At 34.6% G+C, this 24,279-nt stretch carries 25 protein-coding genes and 1 other annotated feature (1 of these 26 only partly in view); of the genes, 4 read left to right on the forward strand and 21 right to left on the reverse strand.

The genetic code is table 11. The features are described 5' to 3' along the window. Positions 1–192 (reverse strand) — a binding site (T-box leader); it reaches 25 nt to the left of the window's first position. Positions 193–257: 65 nt separating this feature from the next. From C7P63_RS03885 to C7P63_RS03895, 3 genes are all read right to left on the reverse strand, one after another. Beyond that, on the reverse strand, positions 258–608 hold the full coding sequence (locus C7P63_RS03885) for a winged helix-turn-helix transcriptional regulator (RefSeq protein ID WP_125942838.1): 351 nt from the start codon (positions 606–608) through the stop codon (positions 258–260). 83 nt (positions 609–691) lie between these two features. Next, a complete protein-coding gene (locus tag C7P63_RS03890) occupies positions 692–1,198 on the reverse strand; it encodes an HD domain-containing protein (protein ID WP_125942839.1) in 507 nt (168 codons plus the stop codon). A gap of 126 nt (positions 1,199–1,324) precedes the next feature. After that, entirely contained in the window at positions 1,325–2,095 is a 771-nt protein-coding gene (locus tag C7P63_RS03895; protein WP_125942840.1) for a TrmH family RNA methyltransferase, read from the reverse strand. Between the two features lie 132 nt (positions 2,096–2,227). Between C7P63_RS03895 and C7P63_RS03900 the strand changes: the two genes are divergently transcribed. The 4 genes from C7P63_RS03900 (at position 2,228) to C7P63_RS03915 (ending at position 5,523) form a co-directional block, all read left to right on the forward strand. Next, complete coding sequence (locus C7P63_RS03900; RefSeq protein ID WP_125942841.1) at positions 2,228–2,506, forward strand: acylphosphatase; 279 nt, start codon at positions 2,228–2,230, stop codon at positions 2,504–2,506. Positions 2,507–2,596: 90 nt separating this feature from the next. Beyond that, complete coding sequence (yidC, locus tag C7P63_RS03905; protein WP_125942842.1) at positions 2,597–3,550, forward strand: membrane protein insertase YidC; 954 nt, start codon at positions 2,597–2,599, stop codon at positions 3,548–3,550. Between the two features lie 337 nt (positions 3,551–3,887). Next, positions 3,888–4,508: a DUF47 domain-containing protein gene (locus C7P63_RS03910; RefSeq protein WP_125942843.1), complete on the forward strand. Its 621-nt coding sequence runs from the start codon at positions 3,888–3,890 to the stop codon at positions 4,506–4,508. 13 nt (positions 4,509–4,521) lie between these two features. After that, positions 4,522–5,523 carry an inorganic phosphate transporter gene (locus C7P63_RS03915; protein WP_125942844.1) on the forward strand — a complete coding sequence of 334 codons (1,002 nt, stop codon included), beginning with the start codon at positions 4,522–4,524 and terminating at the stop codon, positions 5,521–5,523. 63 nt (positions 5,524–5,586) lie between these two features. On the opposite strand, the gene C7P63_RS03920 is transcribed toward C7P63_RS03915, so the two are convergent. The 18 genes from C7P63_RS03920 to murC form a co-directional block, all read right to left on the reverse strand. Further along, on the reverse strand, positions 5,587–5,967 hold the full coding sequence (locus C7P63_RS03920) for a DUF956 family protein (RefSeq protein WP_125942845.1): 381 nt from the start codon (positions 5,965–5,967) through the stop codon (positions 5,587–5,589). A gap of 102 nt (positions 5,968–6,069) precedes the next feature. Next, complete coding sequence (locus C7P63_RS03925) at positions 6,070–6,981, reverse strand: PTS system mannose/fructose/sorbose family transporter subunit IID (RefSeq protein WP_125942846.1); 912 nt, start codon at positions 6,979–6,981, stop codon at positions 6,070–6,072. Positions 6,982–7,012: 31 nt separating this feature from the next. Next, entirely contained in the window at positions 7,013–7,816 is an 804-nt protein-coding gene (locus tag C7P63_RS03930; RefSeq protein WP_125942847.1) for a PTS mannose/fructose/sorbose transporter subunit IIC, read from the reverse strand. Between the two features lie 38 nt (positions 7,817–7,854). Next, complete coding sequence (locus C7P63_RS03935; RefSeq protein ID WP_125942848.1) at positions 7,855–8,841, reverse strand: mannose/fructose/sorbose PTS transporter subunit IIA; 987 nt, start codon at positions 8,839–8,841, stop codon at positions 7,855–7,857. A gap of 648 nt (positions 8,842–9,489) precedes the next feature. After that, the gene (locus tag C7P63_RS03940; RefSeq protein ID WP_125943072.1) at positions 9,490–11,004 is read right to left on the reverse strand and encodes a sensor histidine kinase; all 1,515 of its coding nucleotides are present in this window, start codon (positions 11,002–11,004) and stop codon (positions 9,490–9,492) included. Positions 11,005–11,009: 5 nt separating this feature from the next. Next, on the reverse strand, positions 11,010–11,696 hold the full coding sequence (locus C7P63_RS03945; RefSeq protein WP_125942849.1) for a response regulator transcription factor: 687 nt from the start codon (positions 11,694–11,696) through the stop codon (positions 11,010–11,012). A 157-nt stretch (positions 11,697–11,853) separates the two neighbouring features. Beyond that, positions 11,854–13,266, reverse strand: coding sequence for an NADP-dependent phosphogluconate dehydrogenase (gndA, locus tag C7P63_RS03950; protein ID WP_125942850.1), 1,413 nt, complete (start codon positions 13,264–13,266; stop codon positions 11,854–11,856). A gap of 204 nt (positions 13,267–13,470) precedes the next feature. Then, complete coding sequence (gene rpmF, locus C7P63_RS03955) at positions 13,471–13,650, reverse strand: 50S ribosomal protein L32 (protein WP_125942851.1); 180 nt, start codon at positions 13,648–13,650, stop codon at positions 13,471–13,473. 69 nt (positions 13,651–13,719) lie between these two features. Continuing rightward, positions 13,720–14,283 (reverse strand): YceD family protein, encoded by a 564-nt coding sequence (locus tag C7P63_RS03960; protein WP_125942852.1) that lies wholly within the window; start codon positions 14,281–14,283, stop codon positions 13,720–13,722. An 89-nt stretch (positions 14,284–14,372) separates the two neighbouring features. After that, positions 14,373–15,308 (reverse strand): primosomal protein DnaI, encoded by a 936-nt coding sequence (gene dnaI / locus C7P63_RS03965; RefSeq protein ID WP_125943073.1) that lies wholly within the window; start codon positions 15,306–15,308, stop codon positions 14,373–14,375. Positions 15,309–15,315: 7 nt separating this feature from the next. Next, entirely contained in the window at positions 15,316–16,728 is a 1,413-nt protein-coding gene (locus tag C7P63_RS03970; protein ID WP_125942853.1) for a replication initiation and membrane attachment family protein, read from the reverse strand. 24 nt (positions 16,729–16,752) lie between these two features. Further along, positions 16,753–17,241 carry a transcriptional regulator NrdR gene (gene nrdR / locus C7P63_RS03975; protein ID WP_125942854.1) on the reverse strand — a complete coding sequence of 163 codons (489 nt, stop codon included), beginning with the start codon at positions 17,239–17,241 and terminating at the stop codon, positions 16,753–16,755. A 122-nt stretch (positions 17,242–17,363) separates the two neighbouring features. Next, positions 17,364–17,981, reverse strand: coding sequence for a dephospho-CoA kinase (gene coaE / locus C7P63_RS03980; protein WP_125942855.1), 618 nt, complete (start codon positions 17,979–17,981; stop codon positions 17,364–17,366). A gap of 17 nt (positions 17,982–17,998) precedes the next feature. Continuing rightward, a complete protein-coding gene (mutM, locus tag C7P63_RS03985) occupies positions 17,999–18,823 on the reverse strand; it encodes a DNA-formamidopyrimidine glycosylase (protein WP_125942856.1) in 825 nt (274 codons plus the stop codon). A 58-nt stretch (positions 18,824–18,881) separates the two neighbouring features. Then, positions 18,882–21,545, reverse strand: a complete 2,664-nt coding sequence (polA, locus tag C7P63_RS03990) for a DNA polymerase I (protein WP_125942857.1) — start codon at positions 21,543–21,545, stop codon at positions 18,882–18,884. Positions 21,546–21,652: 107 nt separating this feature from the next. Next, positions 21,653–22,336: a Bax inhibitor-1/YccA family protein gene (locus tag C7P63_RS03995; protein WP_424580138.1), complete on the reverse strand. Its 684-nt coding sequence runs from the start codon at positions 22,334–22,336 to the stop codon at positions 21,653–21,655. Then, positions 22,329–22,823 (reverse strand): MaoC family dehydratase, encoded by a 495-nt coding sequence (locus tag C7P63_RS04000; RefSeq protein ID WP_424580139.1) that lies wholly within the window; start codon positions 22,821–22,823, stop codon positions 22,329–22,331. Before C7P63_RS04000 ends, C7P63_RS03995 begins: the two co-directional genes overlap by 8 nt. A 20-nt stretch (positions 22,824–22,843) precedes the next feature. After that, positions 22,844–24,181: a UDP-N-acetylmuramate--L-alanine ligase gene (murC, locus tag C7P63_RS04005; RefSeq protein WP_125942860.1), complete on the reverse strand. Its 1,338-nt coding sequence runs from the start codon at positions 24,179–24,181 to the stop codon at positions 22,844–22,846. Positions 24,182–24,279: the final 98 nt, after the last annotated feature.

The following is a 24,279-nucleotide window of genomic DNA, read 5'->3' on the forward strand; positions in this document are numbered from 1 at the left end:
ATCCTAATTTGTTATAAGATTACTCTTACAACACACTCTTTTATTAACGACATATCATGCCGGCCTAATTTTATATCACTAGGCAACTCTAGAAATGAATTCAATTACGTCACATTGGATTTACTTCCAGTCTATGATAAATCTCCCTGAACAACTGACTTGTAATTTACTAGTTTCTATCTTTGTTATTAAGTCTATTAAATTGATAAGTTATAACTTAAGTATTACTTATAGTTTACAAGAATAAACCCCAACGGTCAACTTTCTTCTTGTAAAACAACCCATTTCTCTGCCCATTTTTGAACTTCACGCATAACTGGTTCTAATTCCTGACCTTTTTCTGTCAACTGATAGACCACTTTTTTACAATTTATCTCGTCTTCATTTCGGCTAACAATTCCGTTTAATTCCAATTCTTTTAACCGCTCAACTAGCACTCGGTCACTTAAACTAGGAATTTTCGCTGCAAGTATCCCAAAACGTTGAGGGCCTTCAAGCAGTAACACGTCAATAATTAATCCATTCCAGCGTTTTCCAAGTATTGCAAAGGCTTGTTCAAACTTTGGACATAGCCTAAAGTCTTCAAGTCTACAATCATCTTCTTTCATTCAGATGCATCCTCTCTTTTACAGTCTCTTGTCTTTATTATATAAAAAAGTAGCCAATAAGCAAATTGGCTACTTTCTCAGTATTAACCTTCGCTTTGAGCAAATCCAAAGAAGGTGGAAAATTTTTGTTTCAACGACTTGAAATTAGGTTTAACTACTTCACTGATGGCACAATATTTATCCACAAAAGTGACAATATAGCTCTCTTTATATTTAGGTGGTGCAATCGTTGCTAACCACATATGTTTTAAAATAATATCTTTTTCCAAATCGTTTAATTCTGTAATTTTTTCAGCATTTTTAACGGCTACTCTTGGGTGGATATAAGCATGACTGCCTTCGTCAAACTTCTCTACTCGCCAATCGTAGAAGAATAAATCATGTAATAAGCCTGCCCGAGCTGTTGAACGAGCATCTCCATTCCATTTTTTAGCTAATTTATAACTTAAATATGAAACACTAATTGAATGCTCTAATCGTGTTGAGAAATAGTGTTGAGTGATTTCACTTAATTTTTGGACGTCTTCTGTTTCTAATAAATCTCCTACATATGACATATATTCTTCATCATTACGCCAAGTTTGTTTCATCTTATCATCCTCAATTAATGTAGATTTTTTTATCTTTTTTTCAGTGACATCATAATAGCATCCTTTATTTTAAAAAGCTAGATACTTTGACAAAATTAATCATTTCGTAATAAATGACAACTATTATCATTTAATAACTTGAAACATGACAATACCTGCTGCTACTGCAACATTTAAAGATTCTGCATGACCAGGCATTGGTATGTAAACCGTTTGATCCACTAAAGATAGTAAAGAATCCGACACACCTTGTCCTTCATTTCCCATAATAATCGCTAATTTTTCTTTAGAAATCATTTCGCGGTAGGACTTAGCCTGGGAATCAAGAGCCGTTGCATAGACAGTATAATCTGCTTGTTGTAATGTCTTAACAAAAGGCTCTAACGCTTGTTGATAAATAGGAAGATGAAAATGACTCCCTTGCATAGCCCGCATTACTTTAGGCTGATAAATATCTGCACATCCTTCTCCTAGAATAACTCCTGAGAAACCTGCTGCATCAGCAGTTCGAATAATTGTCCCAATATTTCCTGGATCTTGTACTTGATCTAACATAATAAAAGGTCCGTCTAAAGAAATGGCTTGATTGACCTTCTCCTTATCTACTACAGCTAATATTCCTTGAGGGGTTGGTAAAGTAGACATACTTTGAAAAACTAGTTCATCTACGACAAGTAAAGACTCTAAAACAGAGGCAAATAGCTCTACCTCTTGGATTGTTTCAAAAACAGATGGCGTCACTGCTAATTTTTTAAGGGGTTGGTTATATTGAATAGCTTCTTCGATTAAATGAAACCCTTCAATGACATAGGTATTGGTTTGATCTCGATATTTTTTTTTAGCTAATTTTTTAATTTCTTTAACTGTTTGGTTTTTAGTTGATGTAATAACTTCCATGACTTCTACCTCCAATTCTTGCCTAGTATAGCATGCCAAATTCTATCCGACTAGTCTGTTCATTCTCTTCATGCAAAAACATGGTAAAATAGCTTATAATAAAATAAACCTAATAAAAAAGGAGAGCTTCTTATGAAAAAAGTACGAATCATTGTTCACGGGAGAGTCCAAGGAGTGGGCTTTCGTTTTATGACTAAACTAGTAGCAGATGAACTAGGAATAACTGGCCTAGTCAGAAATGAGCCAGATGGTACAGTCTATATCGAAGCAACAGGACCTACCACCTCTATTGACCGCTTTATCAATAAAGTCCAAGCCTCTCCCTCCCCTAGTGCTCATGTAGATTATTGTGACATCACTGAAGATGACTCATTAACCGTCAGAAAAAAATTTGGCGTCACTTACTATTAACAACTCTTTACTATTATAACGTTGAAATGAAAGCTATAATCGATTATAGTATTGATTGTGTAACTAAATTTATGTAAAAGGAAGAATTCAATGAAAAAAATCAAAAAATGGCTATTTGCCTCAGGTTTAGTTGGTCTTTTATTTACCTTATCAGGTTGTGTCCAAACCTATAAAAGCGGACCTAAACTTGGACAACCCACTGGTGAAGGTTGGGTCTTTAATTTATTAGTAAAACCTATGAACCATATTATCCAATTGTTTGTAGATACATTTGGAAGTTATGGTGTGGCAGTTATTGTACTAACTATTGTAGTTAGAGCTATTTTAATGCCTTTAATGCTTTATCAAACAAAAAAATCTACCTACATGTCAGAAAAAATGCAATACCTAAAACCTCACATGGAAGGAATCCAAGCGAAGCAAAAAGAAGCTACTTCTCCTGAAGAACAACGTGAAGCTGCTATGGAATTACAACGTTTTTATAAAGAGAATGGTCTAAGTATGTTTGGCGGAATGGGATGTTTACCTCTTCTTATTCAAATGCCTATCTTTACTGCTCTTTTCTTTGCCATTAAATATGCCCCTAACATTGAACATGCTACTTTCTTAGGTGCCTCATTAGGAAAACCTAATCTAATGTTCACTGTGATTGCAGGTTTTGCTTATTTAATTCAAAGTTACATTATGTTATACGGTGTGCCTGAAGAACAGAAAAAACAAATGAAGACCATGATGTTTATGTCTCCTATGATGATTGTGATGATGTCCTTTAGAGCACCAGCAGGGGTGACACTTTACTGGATGATTGGTGGTTTAGTTAGTATTATTCAAACAGTTATTACTACTTTCTATCAAAAACCACGAATTAAAAAACAAGTGGATGAAGAATTCAAAAAAAATCCACCAAAAGTTCCTAAAACAGTGACGACTCCTAATAAAAAACGCGCTAGTCAAGCATCAGTTAAACAAGGGATAAACCAATCTAAAAACAAACAAAGCAAAGGTCGAAATGCAGGTAAACAACAACGACCTAATAAAAAATAAGTCAAAAAAGACAAGGATAAATGAACGATTATCCTTGTCTTTTTTATTTTTCCTCATATTTCTCTGAATTGAATGACATTAAAATAACCCTTATTTTATTTTTGTTCATACTCTCACTAACTTTAATCCTTTTGAAAAAACAAAGAAATAAGCTTTTTATTTTGACAAGAAATCCTTGTAAGGTAAATCGATTAACAGAACATGTTTATAAACTCAACCTTTCAGAAAATTTTGCTTAAATTTCATAGAGTCTCTCATAAAAATATGCTATAGTATGACTTGTGCTTTTAGTTTTATAGGACGAAATAAGATAGGAATAAGATAGGAGATTGGTTTTATGTTTTCAAGAAATAAGAAAGATCAATTTGGTGCACTGTTACATGATATGACTACAAATGTCAAAGAGGCGGCAGACTATTTTTCATCATTCTCTGTTGAAAAACCAGAGGATGTCACTATTTTTGCTCAAACTGTTAATGAGTATGAATCTAAAGGAGATGGCTTTGTCTATCAAATGATTGTTCAATTAAATGATACCTTCATTACTCCAATTGAACGAGAAGATTTGTTAGAATTAACTAACCGGATAGACGATGTGTTAGACGGTATGGAAAAAGCAGCTTTATCCTTTGAAATTTGTCACATGACTCACTTAAATGACTACATTTCACAAATGACTGCTGAAATTTGTCAAGCAACTGAAAATATTGCAGAAGCAGTCGATTGTATTTTCAACAAACAGTTACAAAAAGTAAATGATTATTCTAAAAATATTAAACAAAATGAATCTAAATGTGATGATCTTTACCGAGAAGCTCTACTAGAACTTTTCCGAGTTGAAGAAGATCCTATCCGTTTAATTCGATACCAAACTGTCTATGAAGATTTGGAAGCAATTATTAACTTCTGTGAAGATGTGGCGAAAACATTAAATTCTATCGTCATGAAAAATGCTTAGGGGGAGTTAAGAAATGGACCAAACTCTTCTACTCATGATTTTCATTGTGGCTGCCGCTTTAATTTTTGACTTAATTAACGGCTTTCATGATACAGCTAATGCTATTGCTACTAGCGTGTCAACTCGGGCTCTAAAGCCTCGACAAGCCATTCTCATGGCAGCGTGTATGAACTTTTTAGGTGCGGTTTCCTTTACCGGTGTAGCTAAGACTATTACAAAAGGTATCGTAGACCCAATTGCCCTTCCAAAAGGAGAAGTGGTAATTTTAGCTGCGTTGATTTCTTCTATTATTTGGAATTTAGTCACTTGGTATGTAGGAATACCTAGTAGTTCTTCTCATGCGTTAATCGGGTCAATTGCAGGTGCTGCTATTGCATCGGCTGGAGTGAATGCCATTCATTATGCTGGCTTTATTAAAATTATTGTCGGATTAGTTCTTTCTCCAGTCATTGCCTTTGTAACTGGTTTTATTGTCTACACCATTATCAAGACCCTTTTTAAAAATTTGAATTTGTCCAAGGCAAATAATCGGTTTAGGCTGTTTCAAATTTTGACAGCAGCTCTTCAATCCTTTACTCACGGAACAAATGATGCCCAAAAAGCTATGGGAATCATTACTATGGCTTTAATGGCTAATGGGTACCAACAAGGTTCTGAAGTCCAGCATTGGGTCCAATTTGCTTGTGCTACTGCAATGGCAATTGGTACTAGTATTGGTGGTTGGAGAATTATTAAAACAGTTGGTGGTAAAATCATGAAAATAAAACCAGTAAGCGGAGTAGCTGCTGACATTAGTTCAGTAATAGTTATTTTCACTGCCACACTATTCCATTTACCAGTTAGTACTACTCATGTTATTAGTTCAGCTATCATGGGAGTAGGAACTTCTCACAGAAAGCGTGGAGTAAAATGGGATACTGGTCAACGCATGATTATTACTTGGATCATTACTTTACCAATATCTGTTATGCTTTCAGCTCTTATTTTTACTCTTTTAAACATAGTTATTCCCTAAGAAAGAAATCTTGTTTACTTAGACTAAAAAAACTTCTCACTATTCATGTAGTGAGAAGTTTTTTTATGTCTTATTTTTCTTACCTAAGGATTTGATCCCTCTTTTAACCACATCAAAAAAGCTTAGTGACTGTACCATATGGCTAGGTTCTATATATTGTTGGATAGCTCGTAACACCTTTTTAGGCTGCTTAGAAGAAAATGTAAAAGTTCCATTTTGTTTCGTTTGAATAGCATATCTTGGAATCCATTTTCCTTTAAACATGACAGAGGCTATGACATAGTCGACTTCTTCCCAAGGGATTTGAATAAACTTCCGAGTATCTCTACTATGATAAAACTCAAAGGCTTTATCCCCTATCATAACACTACCATAATCCGTCAAGCCCATAAATGAAGTGGCATCAATAACTAAATCCACCTGTGTATTTAAAGATTCTACCATATCTATTTCCCCATTCTTTACTTCCGTTTATTTCTATCTTTAGTGTATCATATTTCTAAAAAATAAGACTCAGGAAATTTCCTGAGTCTAGCTGTTTTATTTTTATAATAAGCCGATAAGGTGACCTAAAATACCTACTACAAACAAGCCTAAAATAATCACAATTGGAGAAACTTTTTTCTTCAATAACCACATACATAAGAAAGTTAATAGTAGTGGTACAAGTCCTGGAATTAACGCGTCCAAGTTATTTTGTAAGGTTGTAACTTTTTCAGGAGATAAGGATAATCCAGAGTTAACTAATTCAAAGGCTTTTTGAATACCTGCTGAACCTTCTGGTAATTTATCCCAATGAATATAAGCACCTTCATCTAATTTTACCCGAGAGACAACTGGCATGAAATTGATGGATACCCACCTTTGGACCAAACCTGCCAGAACGAACATCCCTAAAATCGAAGCCCCTTTTGTTACATCTTGAAGTAATCCACCAGATAAATCTTCAGTAATTTTAGAACCTGCTTTATAACCAAATTCTTGTGTATACCACATGAATCCCCAACGAATTAAGTTCCAAGCTACGAAGAAAATAATTGGACCTAAAATACTACCACCCATTGCAAGTGATGCACCTAAAGCACCTAGCATAGGACGAACAGTAAACCAGAACACTGGGTCCCCAACACCTGCTAATGGTCCCATCATCCCAACTTTTACCCCTTGAATAGCTACATCATCAACAGGTGCACCGTTAGCACGCTCTTCTTCTAATGCTAAGGTTACCCCAAGAATTGGAGAAGCAATGTATGGGTGAGTGTTAAAGAACTCTAAGTGACGTTGTAATGCTTTAGAGCGGTCTTCTTTTGTTTTATATAATTTTTTAATTGCGGGAATCATTGCGAAACACCAACCGCCATTTTGCATCCGTTCATAGTTCCATGAACCTTGAATAAATGTGGAACGCCATGCTACAGATAAACGATCTTTTTTTGTCAATTCTATTTTTTCTGCCATTATTCTTATTCCTCCTTCTTATTCATTCCGACTAATAGTCATTTAGGATGTCCCCTAAAGGATCACCTGTATTACTGCTACCGCCACCATTTGAAGAACCACCACGTTTAGATAGATTCAAATAAATTAAGGCTAAAGCAACACCTAATACTCCTAAAGCGATTAAAGTTAAATCTGAAACAGCTGCTACCACAAATCCGATAGCAAAGAATGGCCAAACTTCTTTTGTTGCCATCATGTTGATAACAAGAGCATAACCTACTGCTACAACCATACCCCCACCAATAGCCATTCCATCAGTTAACCAAGCAGGCATAGATTCTAACGCCCCTTGAACTGTTTCTGCTGGAATAAATAAAAGTGCGCCTGCTGGAATAGCAATTCGAATCCCTTGCATACATACAGCTAAAATATGCCATAATTCAATTCCTTTAATGTTACCTTCTTCTGCTGCTTTGTCCATTCTATGAACTATTGGAACGGCTAATGTTCTAACGATCATTGTTAAAAATAAACCTGCTACAGCTAATGGTACAGCAATCGCAATCGCTGCTGGAACTCCTTTAACACCTTGACCACCTAAAACTAAAATAATTGCCGATGCAACTGAAGCAAGAGCAGCATCTGGTGCAACTGCAGCACCGATATTTGCCCAACCAAGTGCGATCATTTGAAGCGTACCGCCTAATACAACGCCTGCTTCTAAATTACCTGTTACTAAACCAATTAAGGTACATGCTACTAGTGGTTGGTGAAATTGGAATTCATCTAAAATACCTTCCATACCAGCTAAAAATGCAACAAGTATAACTAAAATTATTGATATAACAGACATAATAACCCTCCTATGTTTAATTATTTGTTTACAGCTAGTTATTTTTTGCCTAATTCACTTTTCGCTTTTTTCAAAATCTCATCCATACTGCCACGAGAATCATTAGGAACTTTACGTACATCAAATTTAATACCTTTAGCTTTTAATGTTTCGAATGTATCCACATCTTCTTGACTCATTGACAATACTTTGTTTACAACAACTTTGCCTACTGAGTGAGCCATAGAACCAATGTTGATTTCATCTAATTGAACCCCACCTTCAACAACTCTTAGCACATCTTCTGGATTTTCAAATAATAATAGCGCCCGAGTATTACCAAAACGAGGATCTTTTGCTACCTCTATCATTTTTTGGATAGGGATAACGTTTGCTTTAACTCCTGGTGGTGTTGCTTGTTCAATTAATTTTTTACGTAAATCATCTTTAGCTACTGCATCAGACACAACAATAATCCGAGTTGGATTGGTCGTTTTTGTCCAAGCTGTCGCCACTTGTCCATGTAATAAACGAGAATCAATTCGCGCTAATACATATTCAATTTTACCATCGCCTAAAACAGTTCCTTCAGGGATAGCTTGTTGCGTAGTCGGTGCTTGATTAGCCACAACTGGTGCAACTGGTTCTAAAGATTCAGGTTTTACTTTAACCCCGTCTTTAGCTGTTTCAATAATGTGTGTGGCAATGTCATGAGCTGATTCCATAGATAAACGAGAAGCATACGCTTCAATTAGCATCGGTAAATTCAACCCGCTAACAATTGCCCATTTTTCTTCATGACCATCTAATAAATGATTGGCTTGATTAAAAGGGGTTCCGCCCCATAAATCAACTAAAAATAGCACTTCACTATCTGCACCAAATTCTTTGACTGTCGATTCAAATTTTGCTTTTAAATCGTCAGGTCCTTCACCTGGCATCAATGTAATTGCAGCTACTTTTTCTTGTTTCCCAAAAATCATTTCGCCAGATTGCATAATTCCTTCAGCAAATTTGCCGTGACTTGCAAGAATAATTCCTACCATTTTTTTCTCCCTCCTATTAAACATTTATATTACAAAGTAATCTCTTACTTGTGTAATCCTGTTAAGGTATCCAGTAAAACTGCCCTAAATAACCTCGAATCTATATAAGCAATAATCATGCCATATTAGTGTATTACTTTTAAATTGTTCTGCTTAGGGGTTTTACGTAAAAAAAGACCTAAAACAATACACTAAATAGTGTATTACTTTTAGATACACTATTTTCATTTATTAGTGTATCATTAGATAAACTAGTTTAATTCTTTTAATTAGTGAAAAATGTCTTGTAATTACCATAAATAAAGAGGTATATTAAATTTTCTTGACTCTTTATTTAGTTAACTACTAATTCTATTGGGATAATTCCACATTTTAATCTTTTGTTTCTATTTTTTACATAAACACTCTCACTTATTATCATTCTATCACACTTATTAAAAAGAAGGTAAAATAAACACGTTTTCACATAGCATTTATCAAATAACATCTACTTCAATTTTTATACCATTCTTTTTGTTCTTTAATGAAATTATTCTCATTTAGTCAACGATACACTAATTTAACACTCTCTAAATTTGGTCAAATATTCCACAAAAAAACCTTTCACACTATCAGGTTAAATAGACTGATAATATGAAAGGTTTTCCTTTATTCTTCTAAATTTTCTTCAGAAGTTTCTTCTTTAATAGGCAGATATACTCTAAAAATAGAGCCCTTTCCTATAGAACTCTCAACTTGAACAGAGCCTCCGTAATTTTCAACCAGTTCTTTAGCAATAGATAATCCTAAGCCATTACCGCCTTTTTGACGACTTCTAGCTTTATCTACCCGATAAAACCGATGGAAAATTCTATCAATATCTTCTTCTGAAATACCTTCTCCAAAATCTTGAATAGCAATTTCTAAATAAGATAGGGAAGAAGAAACAGAAATATGAATTTCTTTTCTATTTCTTGAATACTTCACTGCATTATCCAACAAGATAATCAATAACTGCTCAAAATGATTTCGGTAAATTCCTACTGGCACTTCATGACTCAAGTCATCATCTAAAATAAAGGTAAAGTCTTCATAAAGTAACTGAAAATTATTATAGGTTTGATGGATGACTTCTTTAGCGTAAGAAATATCATTTTGATGTTGAAATTCTACTTGTTCTACTCGAGATAAGTCCAACATTTCTTGAACAAGACTTTTCATGCGAATAATTTCCTGAAGAGAAGCTTCTAAAGACTCTTCTAAAATTTCAGGGTCTTCTTTGCCCCATCTATTTAGCATCTTTAAATGCCCCTCAATAATAGCTACAGGTGTTCTTAACTCATGAGACACATCTTCCACAAACTGTTGTTGTTGAATAATAAACCGCTGCATACGGTCCATCATATCATTAAATACCTCAACCAAATCAGCAAATTCATCTTTTGTATGCATTTCTGGCATTCTAACATCTGTTTGAGGATCTGCTTTAATAATATTAATCGTTTGAGTAATCTGTTTTAATGGTCTCAAGAAATAAGAGGACAAGAAAAAGCCAATAATCAAACTTAAAATGACAGCTAATATTACCATAAACATATTCGTTCTCAAAATTTCTTTTTCAATTTGATGAACAGAGGTCAAATCATAGAATAATTGCACATAACCAATTTTTTTATTGCTTTTATTAGAATAAATCGACGTAGTTGCTACAAATCCTGCTCGATCTCCTAAAATTTTTTGTGAAATTTCTCGTTTATTGTGACCAATATATTGAAAATCTTCTCGCCTTGTCTCAAACACTAGTTTTTTTTCCGTGTTATAAATAAATACACTTAACTCAGGTTGAGATAATTCTGCGATAAACGTATTCAATTGAATCAAATTGGCTTCAATTGTTTCTGCATTTCCTTCATCTTTTAACCGAGGATTGGTCTCTTTTAAATAATAAACGGCTTCCCGAATAGTTAATTCATCACTAGATCTCGCTAAGCGTTGAACCATCTGATCTAATGTGCGGTTTAAATGGGCTTGTTCTTTTTCTACAATAGCATTGGTACTTGTTTTATAGGTAAAGAAAGAAAAAGCACTTAAAATAATAAAAATAAAAGCTGTTGTGAAAAGGGACCATTTCATCGTCAATATAAGATTAGAATGATACTTATCTTTTATTTTTTCCCATTTCATTCCCATTATGAACGCATCACATAACCAGTTCCTCTAACCGTTTGAATGTAACTTTCGTCTCCAGGAACATCAATTTTATTTCGCAAGTAACGAATATATACATCTACCACATTCGTTTCTACTTCTGTTTCATAGCCCCAAACTTTATTAAGTAATACATCTCTTGCTAAGACCACATTGACATTTTCCATTAAAGTAAGTAATAACTCATACTCACGCTTAGTTAATTCAATCACTTCACTATCTCGGCGAACAATACGGTTTTCTTTTTCAATAGTTAGATCTCGATAAGTAATGGTCGTTTGCTTCGTGATATTTTTATCTCCCTCAATATCAATTCGGCGTAATAATGCGCGTAAACGTGCTAATAGCTCTTCAATAGCAAATGGTTTCACAATATAGTCATCAGCTCCGTGATCTAGACCAGATACTCGGTCAATAACTGAATCTCTAGCTGTCATCATAATAATTGGCGTATTTTGTGTTTGACGAATACGTCGACACACTTCTAAGCCATTTAACTCTGGTAACATTAAGTCTAACAAGATTGCATCCCAATCCCCATTTAAAGCTGCTTCTAAGCCAGTTCGTCCATTATAATGAACTTCTGTTTGATAACCTTCATGACGTAATTCTAACTCGACAAAACGAGCTAAGTTTTTTTCATCTTCAATGATTAAAATATTACTCATTATCTTATATTCCTTTCTGTATGTGCCTTATGCATCACTTATCTTCCTCATATATTATAACGATATTCACACAAAAAAGCTATGATATAATTAAGTAAAGGTTAAGAGAGAAAAACTCAAAAGGAAACAATTGTCCTTTTGAGTTTTAAGTGACACTTTATTCATACCAAGAATAATGGAAAATGCCTTCTTTATCTTTTCTTTCATAAGTGTGAGCACCAAAATAATCCCGTTGTGCTTGGATAATATTAGCTGGTAAATTTTCACTTCGGTAAGAATCATAATAAGCAATTGCTGAAGAAAAAGTTGGAACAGGAACTCCTGCTTGTACTGCAACAGCTACTACTTCCCGAACTGATTTTTGATAACGACTAGTAATGTCATTAAAATAATCATCTAACAACAGATTTTGTAAATCAGGTTGTTTGTCATAAGCATCTGTAATTTTTTGTAAGAATTTTGCCCGAATAATACAGCCTGCTCTAAATATTTTAGCTATCTCACCGTATTTCAAATCCCAATTGAATGTTTCACTAGCTACACGTAATTGAGCAAATCCTTGAGCATAGCTCATGATTTTACTGAAATACAAGGCTTCTCTAATTTTTTGAATGAACTCTTTTTGATTGCCTTCAAACCGAGGTAAGTCCATACCTTTAATGGCTTTACTAGCCACTACACGTTCTTCTTTCATTGCTGAAATATAACGAGCAAAAACTGATTCTGTGATTAATGGTAGTGGCACACCTAAATCAAGGGCACTTTGACTAGTCCATTTACCAGTTCCTTTATTTCCTGCTGCATCCAAGATCACGTCAACAATCGGTTTCCCTGTTTCTTCATCTTTACGAGTTAAAATATCTGCTGTAATTTCAATCAGATAACTATCTAGTTCTCCTTCATTCCAGTCAGAGAAAATCGTTGCACATTCTTCAACAGATAGCCCTAATAATTTTGTCAATAAATCGTAAGACTCTGCGATTAACTGCATATCTCCATACTCAATTCCGTTATGAGCCATCTTAACATAATGACCTGCACCATTTGGCCCAATATAAGTGACACATGGTTCCCCGTCTTCTGCTTTTGCAGCAATTTGTTCTAAAATAGGCGCTACTAATTCATAAGCTTCACGTTGTCCACCAGGCATAATAGCTGGGCCTTTTAAAGCTCCTTCTTCCCCGCCAGACACACCTGTTCCAATAAAGTTAATACCTGAGTTAGCTAACTCTTCATTCCGTCTCATAGTGTCTTTAAAGAAGGTATTCCCACCATCAATTAAAATATCTCCTTCATCTAGATGAGGCAGTAGTGATTGAATGGTTTTATCTGTAGCGTCCCCTGCTTTAACCATTAATAAAATTTTACGAGGTTTTTCTAAAGAATCCACAAATTCTTGAATAGAATATGTTGGCACTAATTGTTTATCTCCATGTTCTTCCATTACTTCTTCTGTCCGACTATTTGTTCGGTTGTAAATAGAAACAGTGTAACCACGGCTTTCAATATTTAATGCTAAGTTTTTCCCCATTACAGCCATTCCTACGACACCAATTTGTTGTTTCGACATAGTTTTCCTCCTTGTTCTATCAGAACGGATTATTGATATAATATTGGTTTCATTATATCGTATTTTTTACCTAAAGTGAACTAGTCCAACTTTCTTGTAATAAATTAGCTAACTGATAGGTTAGTTATTTCATGTATTTCAGACAAAAAAAATCCTTAGACTCCATGGTTGTCTAAGGATTTTTCAAACATTTCTTCAAATGTATTATGCTTCTTGTGCATTGACATCTTTACCATTGTATTGACCACAAGCTGGACATACGTGATGACTACGTTTTAATTCACCACAGTTTGAGCATGTGCTCATGCCAGGTACAGTTAATTTATAATGAGTACGACGTTTTGCTTTTTTAGCTTTAGAAGTTCTTCTTGCAGGTACTGCCATTTTACTACACCTCCTTCATAACACTTACATAATAACACTAGGTATTATGCATTTATTCCAATCTTACGCTTAATCAGCATCTTTATCATTATCTAATAAAGCTGACAATTTTGCAAGACGAGGATCTAATTCTTTTTGATCTTGTTGCGCTTTGCGTTGGAAATATTCCTCTTCTGAAATAATTTCCCAATCATTTCCTTTAGGCATTGCTTTTCCATGTTTCTCATCCTCTGTTAAAACTTGTAAAGGAATCGATAATAACACATGATCTTCGACTGCTTCTTCTAAATCAATGATATCTTTATCGAGGACTAGAATCGCTTCTTTATCTTCTAAAAATTCTTTCTTTTCAGAGAATTGTTCTTTAGTCATGTAAATTTCTGTAATAGTTTCATCACAAGCAAACTTAACAGGATCTAAGGAACGTGAAGATGGCAATGTTAAGGTGGTTACAATCTGAAAGTAAGCTATATAACAATCCGGTTCAACGGAAAGAGTTCCCTTAACTTGAACAGGTTCACAAGCTAATACTTGATCATCTCGAGCCATTAACTGACTTTCTAAATCTAATACCTGTTCAAAGGCAATAAGCTCATTTTGATATTTTTTTAATTCTAATAAAGACCATTTCATAGTTATCACCTCTACACAACAAAAGCTATTATACTAGGATAAAAAAAGTTTGTCAATGAATTTTTCTTGACAGTCTTAATTCGCTTTTGTTAGTTATTTTCTTGTCGTCTATTTCTACCAACCATTTCAACTTCTTTAGATAAATAACGAATACGCTCCATAATTCTTCGGGCTTTTAAAGGTTCATCTTCCCCTCTTTGCGTAATTCTTAAATGTTCCTCTTCTAACTGCTGCATACTAAAGTTTGAACTAAAGAAAGTTGGTAACTGTTCTTGCATTCTATATTGTAAAATAACACCTAGAACATCATCTCGAATCCAGCTGCTCATGGAATCTGCTCCTATATCATCTAACATAAGGATAGGAGCCTGCTTAACTTGATTGATTTTAGCACTTGTGGTGTCATCTTTAATGGACGCTTTCATCTCTACAGCAAAAGTTGGAAAGTGCATCAAATAAGTTGAAAAACCTAATTCAGCTAATTCTCTAGCAATAGCTCCTAGTAAATATGTTTTTCCAACACCGAAAGATCCTTGTAAGTAAAGACCTGGTTGAAATTTATCTGGATGCTGACTATAGTGTTTAATAAATAACATAGCTGCTTTAAGTGCTCCTGCCCGCTCTTCAGTTAGATCAAATTGATCCATTCGCGCATTTCGGATTCCTTTTGGCATATTTTCTAGTTGCATACGGCTTTCTACTTTTTGCACTTCTTGTTTAGCCAATAATGTTTGAGTAGGAACATAGCTCACATCAATAAACCGAAAATTCATAAATAATTTAGGTTCGTAACCTGGTGCAATCATAGTTGGATCTTGTCGTTTAAATTTTTCTTTTTCCTGAACAAATTCATACAATTTAGCATAGCTTTTTTCAATAATTTCTGGAGTTAATTCCTCTTGATGTTCTTTTACAAAACTTATGACATCAGGATCTCGCTTAACAGTTTCTTTTAAACGTTCAAAATGCTGTGACCACCTACTTGTTCCCATGGTTTTAGACATTTGTTCTCCAATATTTTCCAGATCCATTTTAATTGTCACCTCCTAAAGTATTCGTTCCTGGTTGTCGCAATTGCTGCAATTCTTTTTGTAGTTGTTGTCTTTGCTCCTCTGATAACGGAGTTTCTTGACGAGGTTCAACTTGAGTAGCCCAATCAGGTAAAGTTTCCACTCGTTTAGATGCTCCTCTTCTATTGTTATAAGTCGGAGAACTACTTGACTTAGATGAGGCTTTTTTAGAAACTTCTTTTACTTTCTTCATAGCAGCTTCTGGAGTACGAATATCACTTTGTGCCCAGTTATTAGCAATAGTTAACACATATTGCTGACTTAAAGTTGCCTTTTGTTTCACTACTAAAACAAAATGTATCAAAATATTTAAAACGGAGTTAGGTAAGCCTGACTCCTTCACCAAATTTTCGACTAACCATTTTTCATTCTGAGTAATAAAACCTTTTGTTTGAGTTCTAATCGATTGTAAATACTGCATAGGTGGAAATTCTTCACTAGATAAAATAATAGCAATTTCTATATCAGAAAAGCCTTGTTCTTTTAACTCCGTTTGTCTTTGCTCTCTTGTTTTTGGGTTAGAGACCTCTGCTTGAGGCTGCTGAACAGTTTTATTTGACTCTCGGTACTTGATTAAAACCTCTCGTCTAAAATCTTTTAGAGCAACTTGGCCAGTCGCTAAGTCGACTGCCCCTTCTACTAGTTCCTTCATTTCCACTTCATCTATCCCATATAAGCGATGAAATAAATAAATGCCTTCTTGAAGCTCCTTAGTAATCTGATCTTTATTTACTAATAAGCCATTTAAAATATCGATAAAATATGACCAATCAAATGTGTCAGAAATCACGCTAATTGGCTTAGAAGTGTCTAAAGTAAACTTATCACTTGTCTCATCTAATATAGGTTGTTGACTAGTTAAATAATCTGTTTGTAAAGGATAAACATCTAAGAATTTTTTTGTCACATTTTGATACTCCTTAGTATCTACTGGTGGAATAGCAAAACGTTGGACTAACCGTTTAAACCGTCGTTCCCCTACTTTTTCTAACAAGAGAATAGATAACACATCATCTTTAAAAAAATCAGCTGCTAAAGAAGGAGGACACACTTCATAAATAAACTGCTTCCTGTCTGGTAATTCTTTAACATACACTTGTAACAAGCCAATCCCTTCTAAGCGAACTCGCCCTTTAAAAAAACGTGGAATGTCAATATCTAACTGGTTTAATAAATCAGCATGAAAAATTTCTTCACTATCAAATTCCCATTCTTCAATGTAGGTCAATAACGTTTGATAAAAACTATAAGCATCTATCCCAATAATTGGTTGATACAAAAAACTTAATACCTTTAAATGCTCACTAGTGATAGGAGTCGCCTTTTTTACAAAGAAGGTATCTTTGGGTCTAATTTGTTTCCAAGGGTAATTCAAATAGACTCCTCCTTACTCTATATATTATGCTGGATCATCTTCCGATGAGTCCTTAGATTTGTCATCCTTAACAATATCTTGTAATTCTTTTAGAAAAACACTCATATCCTTAAATTGACGGTAAACACTAGCAAAACGGATATAGGCAATTTCATCTAACCCTTTAAGATGCTCCATCACATATTCACCAATCAATTCAGTAGAGACTTCATTTTCACCTAAACTTCTAACTTGATTCTCAACTTGATCTGCAATTTGTTCCATTTGTTCCATTGACACTGGACGTTTTTCTGCAGAACGAATTAAACCTCGTAAAATTTTATCACGGCTAAATTCTTCTCGACCGCCATTTTTTTTAATAACTAAAAGAGGGGTTGCCTCTACACGTTCAAACGTGGTAAATCGGTACCCACATGATTCACATTCTCTTCGTCTTCTGATTGCTCGTCCATCATCTGCAGGACGACTATCAACAACGCGTGAACCATTATAGTGACATTTAGGACATTGCATGAGAATCACCTCTATTCATTTTATTCATTGTTTAATTAATATACATAAGAATGCAGTGTTATTATAGCATGAAATGAAAGGTTTCGGATAGTCTTTAAATAGTTTCTCTATGTAAAAAAGCTCTACTTAACAGTAAGATCTGACTTTTTATCGCCTTGATTTAACCAAGTTAGAACTTGTTGTTGGGTTTCAGCTATAGTCCCGCTATTATCAATTACCACATCTGCTAATTGTCGTTTTTTTTCAATAGATAATTGGCTACTTATTCTTGCTTGTGCTTGTTGAAGGGTAAGATTATCCCGCTTCATTAATCGTGCCAGTTGAACTTCTTCTGGCAAGTACACTACCATTATTCCGTCCATACCTTCTTGGTAATTTTTTTCAAACAAAAGAGGGATATCTGCCACAACTAAAGGAACTCCTGTTTGAACATAGGCTGTAATCCCCTCTTTAATCCCTGTCCTTAAAAAGGGTTCCAACAAATTATCTAATTCTGCTCGCTTCCTTTTATCACTAAAGACTATTTGTCCTAAAGCTTGACGGTTTAACTCCTTATCATTAGTTAAAATCCCCTCTCCAAAATGTGAAACTAAAGCTTCTAGCCCTGGTGTTCTAGGAGCCACTACTTCTCTAGCAATTAAATCAGCATCTACAACTGGAATACCTTGCGCCATAAAGTAACGACTAACAGTAGATTTACCAGTAGCAATACTTCCTGTTAACCCAAGTACAAATGTCATCTGTTTTTCTCCTCACCTTATCTTTTTTGGCAGTGTGGACAAAAATGAGTTCCTCGTTGTCCCACTTTTATTTTACGAATAGGTGTCCCGCAATTAGGACAAGGCTCTCCTGTTTGCCCGTAAACTTTTAATGCGACTTGAAATTTTCCTGCCTCGCCTAGTGCATTTTTATAGGTTCGAATAGTTGTGCCACCAGCTTTTACTGCTTCTGCTAGCACCTCTATAATACTTTGATGTAACACTTTTATTTCATCTTTACTCAAGTCACTTGCTACTTGTTCAGGGTGAATCTTGGCCCGAAACAACGCTTCATCTACGTAAATGTTTCCTAAACCTGTCACTAATTGCTGGGTTAATAATAAAGGTTTAATCCCCATCTGACGTTTTTTTAACTCTTTAGTAAACTTGTCCAAATCAAAATCAGGCAAAACAGGTTCTGGCCCTAGTTTTTTTATTCCTTTATACTGGTTGGCTTCTCCTTTAGGAACTAAAGCCATTCTACCAAATTTTCTAACATCTAAATATCTTAATTCACTTCCATCATTCATCTTAAATATCACATGCGTGTGTTTACTTATAGCTGGATGATCGAGATGATATTCGTATTTTCCTTCCATTCTCAAATGAGAAATCAAATCATGATGCGTTAAATGAAAAATCAAAAATTTGCCTCTTCTAGTAACTTGTTGAATTTCTTCCCCTTGTAAATCTAATTTAAATTGCTCAATATCTGTAGTTTCAATAATGCTTGGCCATAATACTTCTACTTGTTGAATTGTTTTATGTACCACTAGTTGTTCTAAGCCAGTTTGAACGGTTTCTACTTCTGGTAATTCTGGCATAGTATCCCTCCTAAAAAAAGCCCTTGTACTATGTTACACAAGGGCTTCTATCTACTGTTTATTTTGCTTCATACCAAGTATTTCCTACACTACTATCCACTTTTAAAGGAATACTTAGCGTAACTGTTTGCTCCATTACTTGTTTAACTAATTGCTCTAGTTTAGGTATTTCAGATTTTGGTGCTTCAAAAACTAGCTCATCGTGTACTTGCAATAACATAGTCGCTTCCATTTTTTCTTCTTCTAAGCGTTTAGCCATTTCAATCATAGCTATTTTCAAAATGTCAGCTGCACTCCCTTGAATAGGCGAATTAATAGCAGTTCGTTCAGCAAAAGAACGTACATTAAAGTTCCTAGCATGAATATCAGGTAAATATCTTCTTCTATGCCAAAGAGTTTCAACATACCCTTTCTCTTTTGCCTCTTCCACTGCCTTTTCCATATATTCTTTAACACCTGGATATTTGTCAAAATAAGTCTCAATAAAGGTTTTCGCTTGTTGTCTTGAAATTCCTAAGTTCTGGGATAATCCATAATCACTAATCCCGTAAACAATCCCAAAGTTAACTGCTTTAGCTTGTCGGCGTAGATTACCTGTGACTTCATCTGCTGTTTCTACCCCAAACACGCGCATAGCTGTACTTGCATGGATGTCCATTCCATCAATAAAAGCTTGCCGTAAATGTTCATCTTCACTAATATGAGCTAACACACGTAGTTCAATCTGAGAATAGTCTGAAGAAAATATTTGCCAACCCTCTTTACTTGGTACAAAGGCTTGTCTAATTTTTCGTCCTTCTTCTAAACGAATAGGGATATTCTGCAGATTAGGATCAACAGAGCTTAAACGACCGGTTTGAGTCAGTGTTTGAAGATAACGTGTATGGACTTTACCATCTGTTGGGTGAATCACTTTTAATAATCCTTCTACATAAGTCGATTGAATTTTCATTAGTTGACGGTAACTTAAAATTTCCTCAATAATAGGAGAATGTTCTTTTAGTTGTTCTAATACGTCTACAGCAGTTGAATAGCCAGTTTTGGTTTTTTTAATGACTGGTAAGCCCATTTTTTCAAATAAAATGACTCCTAATTGTTTAGGTGAATTTAAGTTAAATTCTTCTCCTGCTAGCTCATACACCCGACTTTCGATTTCCTTCAAGCGACTAGCAAATTCAACTTTCATCTCTTCCAGTCTGTGACTATCTACTTTAATCCCAGCTATCTCCATATCTGCTAACACTTTAGCTAAAGGAAGTTCCATCTCCCAAAAAAGTTCCCATTGATTTTTAGCTGTTAACTCTTTTTTCAGTGGTTCTTTTAAGAAGTTTAGCGCCCCAATCTTTCTAGCTAAATGATTTTCAAAAGAATCAGCCTCTTCTGGTAAACCTTTTTTAACTCCTTTACCATAAACTTCTTCATCTCTTAAAATAGTTTTATAATCATAGTGGTAAGCAATCGCTGCTACATCATCACTATTATCATTAGTATCTAATAAATAAGCTCCAATTAATATGTCAAATACGATATTCTTTAAAATAATTCCTTGTCGGTTCAACAAACAGTAAGTACTTTTAGCATCATATACGGTTAATTGACTGTTTTCTGATTGCAACCAGTCTATCATCAAAGGATTTTGTAAAAGCTCTGGGTTTTTAGAAACGTAAATCTCTCTCTCATCTCCCCAACACAGCCCCTCAATCTCGGCTAAATGATAGTTAGCATCTAATGTTTCCACATAAAAACTCATTCCTGGTCTAAACATACCTTGTGTCAAATCTTCTTTTGAATCTACAACTGTATAAGAAATATCTGGCAAAGACTCTTCCATAATATCTAAATCTGGATAATCCAATTTATCTAAAAAAGATTGAAAATCCATTTCTCGATAAAACGGGATTAATCTGTCTAAATCTTTACCTTGATAGACAAGATCAGTTGTTTGAATGGTGATAGGTGCTGAAATATTAATCGTAGCTAACTCTTTACTCATCAAAGCTTGTTCTTTGTCGTGAATTAAATTTTCTTTTCGTTTACTTTTTTTCATTTCATCCACATGTTGGTAAACATTCTCTACTGTACCATACTCTTTTAGTAACTTAATTGCTGTCTTTTCTCCAATACCAGTTACTCCTGGTAAGTTATCAGAGGTATCCCCAGCTAGTCCTTTCATGTCGATAATTTGTAAAGGAGCCAACCCGTATTTTTCTTCAATATGACTTGGGGTATAAGATTCCACTTCGCTAACCCCTTTAACTGTTACATCCACTCGAATATGATCATCAGCTAGTTGTGTTAAATCTTTATCTCCTGTTAATACAATCACATCAAATTCCTTTGGATCTACAGATTTAGCTAATGTTCCAATAATATCATCTGCTTCATAATTAATTAATTCATAATGTTTAACTCCTAAACATTCAATTAATTCTCTTATGTAAGGCATTTGTTCAGTAAACTCACTAGGTGTTTTAGAGCGACCAGCTTTATATTCTGTAAATGTTTCATGCCTAAAAGTAGTTTTCCCTGCATCAAAGGCCACTAGCACATGGGTAGGTTTTTCTCGTTCCATAACATTATCAAACATATTATGAAATGCGTAAATAGCATTGGTATGTAACCCATTTTTATTTTTAAATCGACTTAATGAATTATGTAAAGCAAAAAAAGCGCGAAAGGCAACACTATTGCCATCTATTAGTAAAAGTTTATTTTTAGACATGTAGATACTCCTTATTTTCTATTCTTGTTCTATTCTAACAAAAAAAAGAATACATTGCGAAAAGAAAAACCCCTTTTGCTAACTGGCAAAGGGGGTTTGGTTTAACTTTACTCTTTAATCCCTAAAATTCTTAAGAAAGAGATAAACAAGTTAATAAAGTCAAGATATAATTGTAAAGCACAAAAAACAGCTAACCCTTGAACAGATGAACTATCTGCCTGTGCATAATAACGTCGAATCATTTGGTGATCATAAGCTGTTAAGCCAGAAAAGATAACTACTGTTACTAGTGAGATAAATAAATCAACTGGTTGGCTATGTAGGATGAAGGCATTTAATAAAATAACGATAATAATGCCCCAAACCGCACTTCTAAAAGCATGTCCCATAGCAGTTAGATCTTTTTTAGTACGAGTACCAAATAAGGCCATAGCTCCAAATGTACTAGCTGCAGCGATAAAAGCGGTTGTCACTGTACCTGATGTATACATCATTAAAGTCACACTCATAGTCACACCGTTTAAAACAGAATAAGCTAGAAAGCCACCTAATGCTTTACTTGGTTGATTAGACATCGCTTGTTTACCTAGACGAATAACTAAGGCTAGTTCAGCAATCCATAAAATCCAAAACAGTAACGGTGTTCTTCCCATTATCGTCATAAATTCTACTTTAAAAACATTAGTAATCATAAAGGCTGTCACAGCACTTAACGCAATTCCTCCTGCTAAAATAGCATAAACTCTAGAAAAAAAGCTTTGTAAACCACGATCAATGGTTTGATTATTCACTTGATTCATTCAAAATTCCTCCTTCTTCTTCCTCAACGACTAATTGAGGAGGCCGAACCATGATAACTGCATCAATAATTCGGTTATTATCTTCATCCTGTTTTTTAGTTGCCTCTACTGAAATAGTGACAACTCCTTTCATCTTGTCAATTTTTATTACCTCAAAATGAAAAGTAATGGTTTCATCATGATACACAGGTTCTATAAAATTACTGGAAATATTAACCACATGTGAGCCTGCACCAGGCAAGTGTTTAGACACTGCTGCTAACATAATATTCATCAAAATACCGGATGGAATAACAGGTTTTTTGAAATGAGTTTGTTTAGCATAATCTGGTAATAAATTGAGTGGGTTGGTATCTTTGGTCATCCCTAAATAAAGCATTAGCTGACTGTCATCTATTGCTTCTGTTAAACTCAGTGAATCTCCTTCTTGAATGTCTTCAATCGTTTTTCCTAATTTATAGTGATCATTCATACCAATAAACCTCCCTTCTATTCCAGTTACATCATACTTTTGCGAGTAGATGTTAACAATGATTCATAGGCTCTTTCAAATTTTTGTACATCTCCTGCTCCCATGAACACCATCACAGCTTGTTCATAAGCTAGTAGCGGAGACATATTGTCCTCTGTAATAACAGAGCCACCTTTATTTATCTTAGCCCCTAAATCTTCAATATGCACACTACCTTGTTGTTCTCTAGCAGAACCAAAAATATCACATAAATAAACATGATCAGCGTAATCTAACGCTTTAGCAAAATCATCCATTAAGGCAATAGTCCGAGTAAAGGTATGAGGTTGGAATACCGCAATGATTTCTTTATCTGGATACTTTTGACGAGCACCGTCAATTGTCGCTCTAATTTCAGCTGGATGGTGAGCATAGTCATCTACAATGATCATATCATTGACTTTCTTTTCTGTAAAACGACGCTTCACACCGCTAAAACTTAACAATTCTTCAGCAACTAAACTCATATCAAGACCTTCTAAGTAAGAGATAGCAATCACACCTAGTGCGTTACAAATGTTGTGAAAACCAAAAGCTGGTACTGTAAACTGACCAATCACTTGCTCTTTATAAGTCACTTCAAAAGCAGAACCATTAACAGTTCGTTCAATGTTAATCGCTTGGAAATCATCTTCATCTTTTACCCCGTAATAATAGACAGGTACATCCGCTTTTAACTGACGCAGATAAACATCATCTCCAAAAGCAATAATTCCTTTTTTAACTTGAGAAGCAAATGTTTGAAAAGCTTCTGCAACGTCTTCAATACTTTTATAATAGTCTGGGTGATCAAAATCAATGTTAGTAATAATAGCATAGTCTGGAGAATAAGCTAAGAAGTGACGACGATATTCACAAGCTTCAAACGCAAAGAAGCGAGCATCAGGTACACCATGACCAGTTCCATCTCCAATTAAATAACTAGTAGGCTCAACACCGCTTAATACATGGGCTAACATACCAGTTGTACTAGTTTTTCCGTGAGCACCTGTCACTGCGATACTAGTATAATTTTTAATAAATTCCCCAATAAATGTGTGATAGCGAATAACTGAGATATTTTTCTCATGAGCTGCTTGAATTTCTGGATGACTATCTGGAAAAGCATTCCCTGCAATCACGATTAAATCCTCTGTTATATTTTTTTCATCAAATGGTAACATTAAAATGTTAGCTTTTTCCAATTCAACTTGGGTAAAGCAGTAAGTTTCAATATCAGATCCTTGAACATGATAGCCTTTTTCATGTAAAACTAAGGCTAAAGCACTCATACCTGATCCTTTAATTCCTACAAAATGATACGTTTTATCTAATTGAGTATTCACTCTTAACTCCTCTTTTCTTGTGATTCATTCTCGGTTATCACATTATCTTTAACTAACAAACTATTTTCAGGAAGATTCTCATTCACTTATGAAAAACA

Source organism: Vagococcus humatus (assembly GCF_003950325.1).
In the GTDB taxonomy this organism is placed as follows: Bacteria; Bacillota; Bacilli; order Lactobacillales; family Vagococcaceae; genus Vagococcus_C; species Vagococcus_C humatus.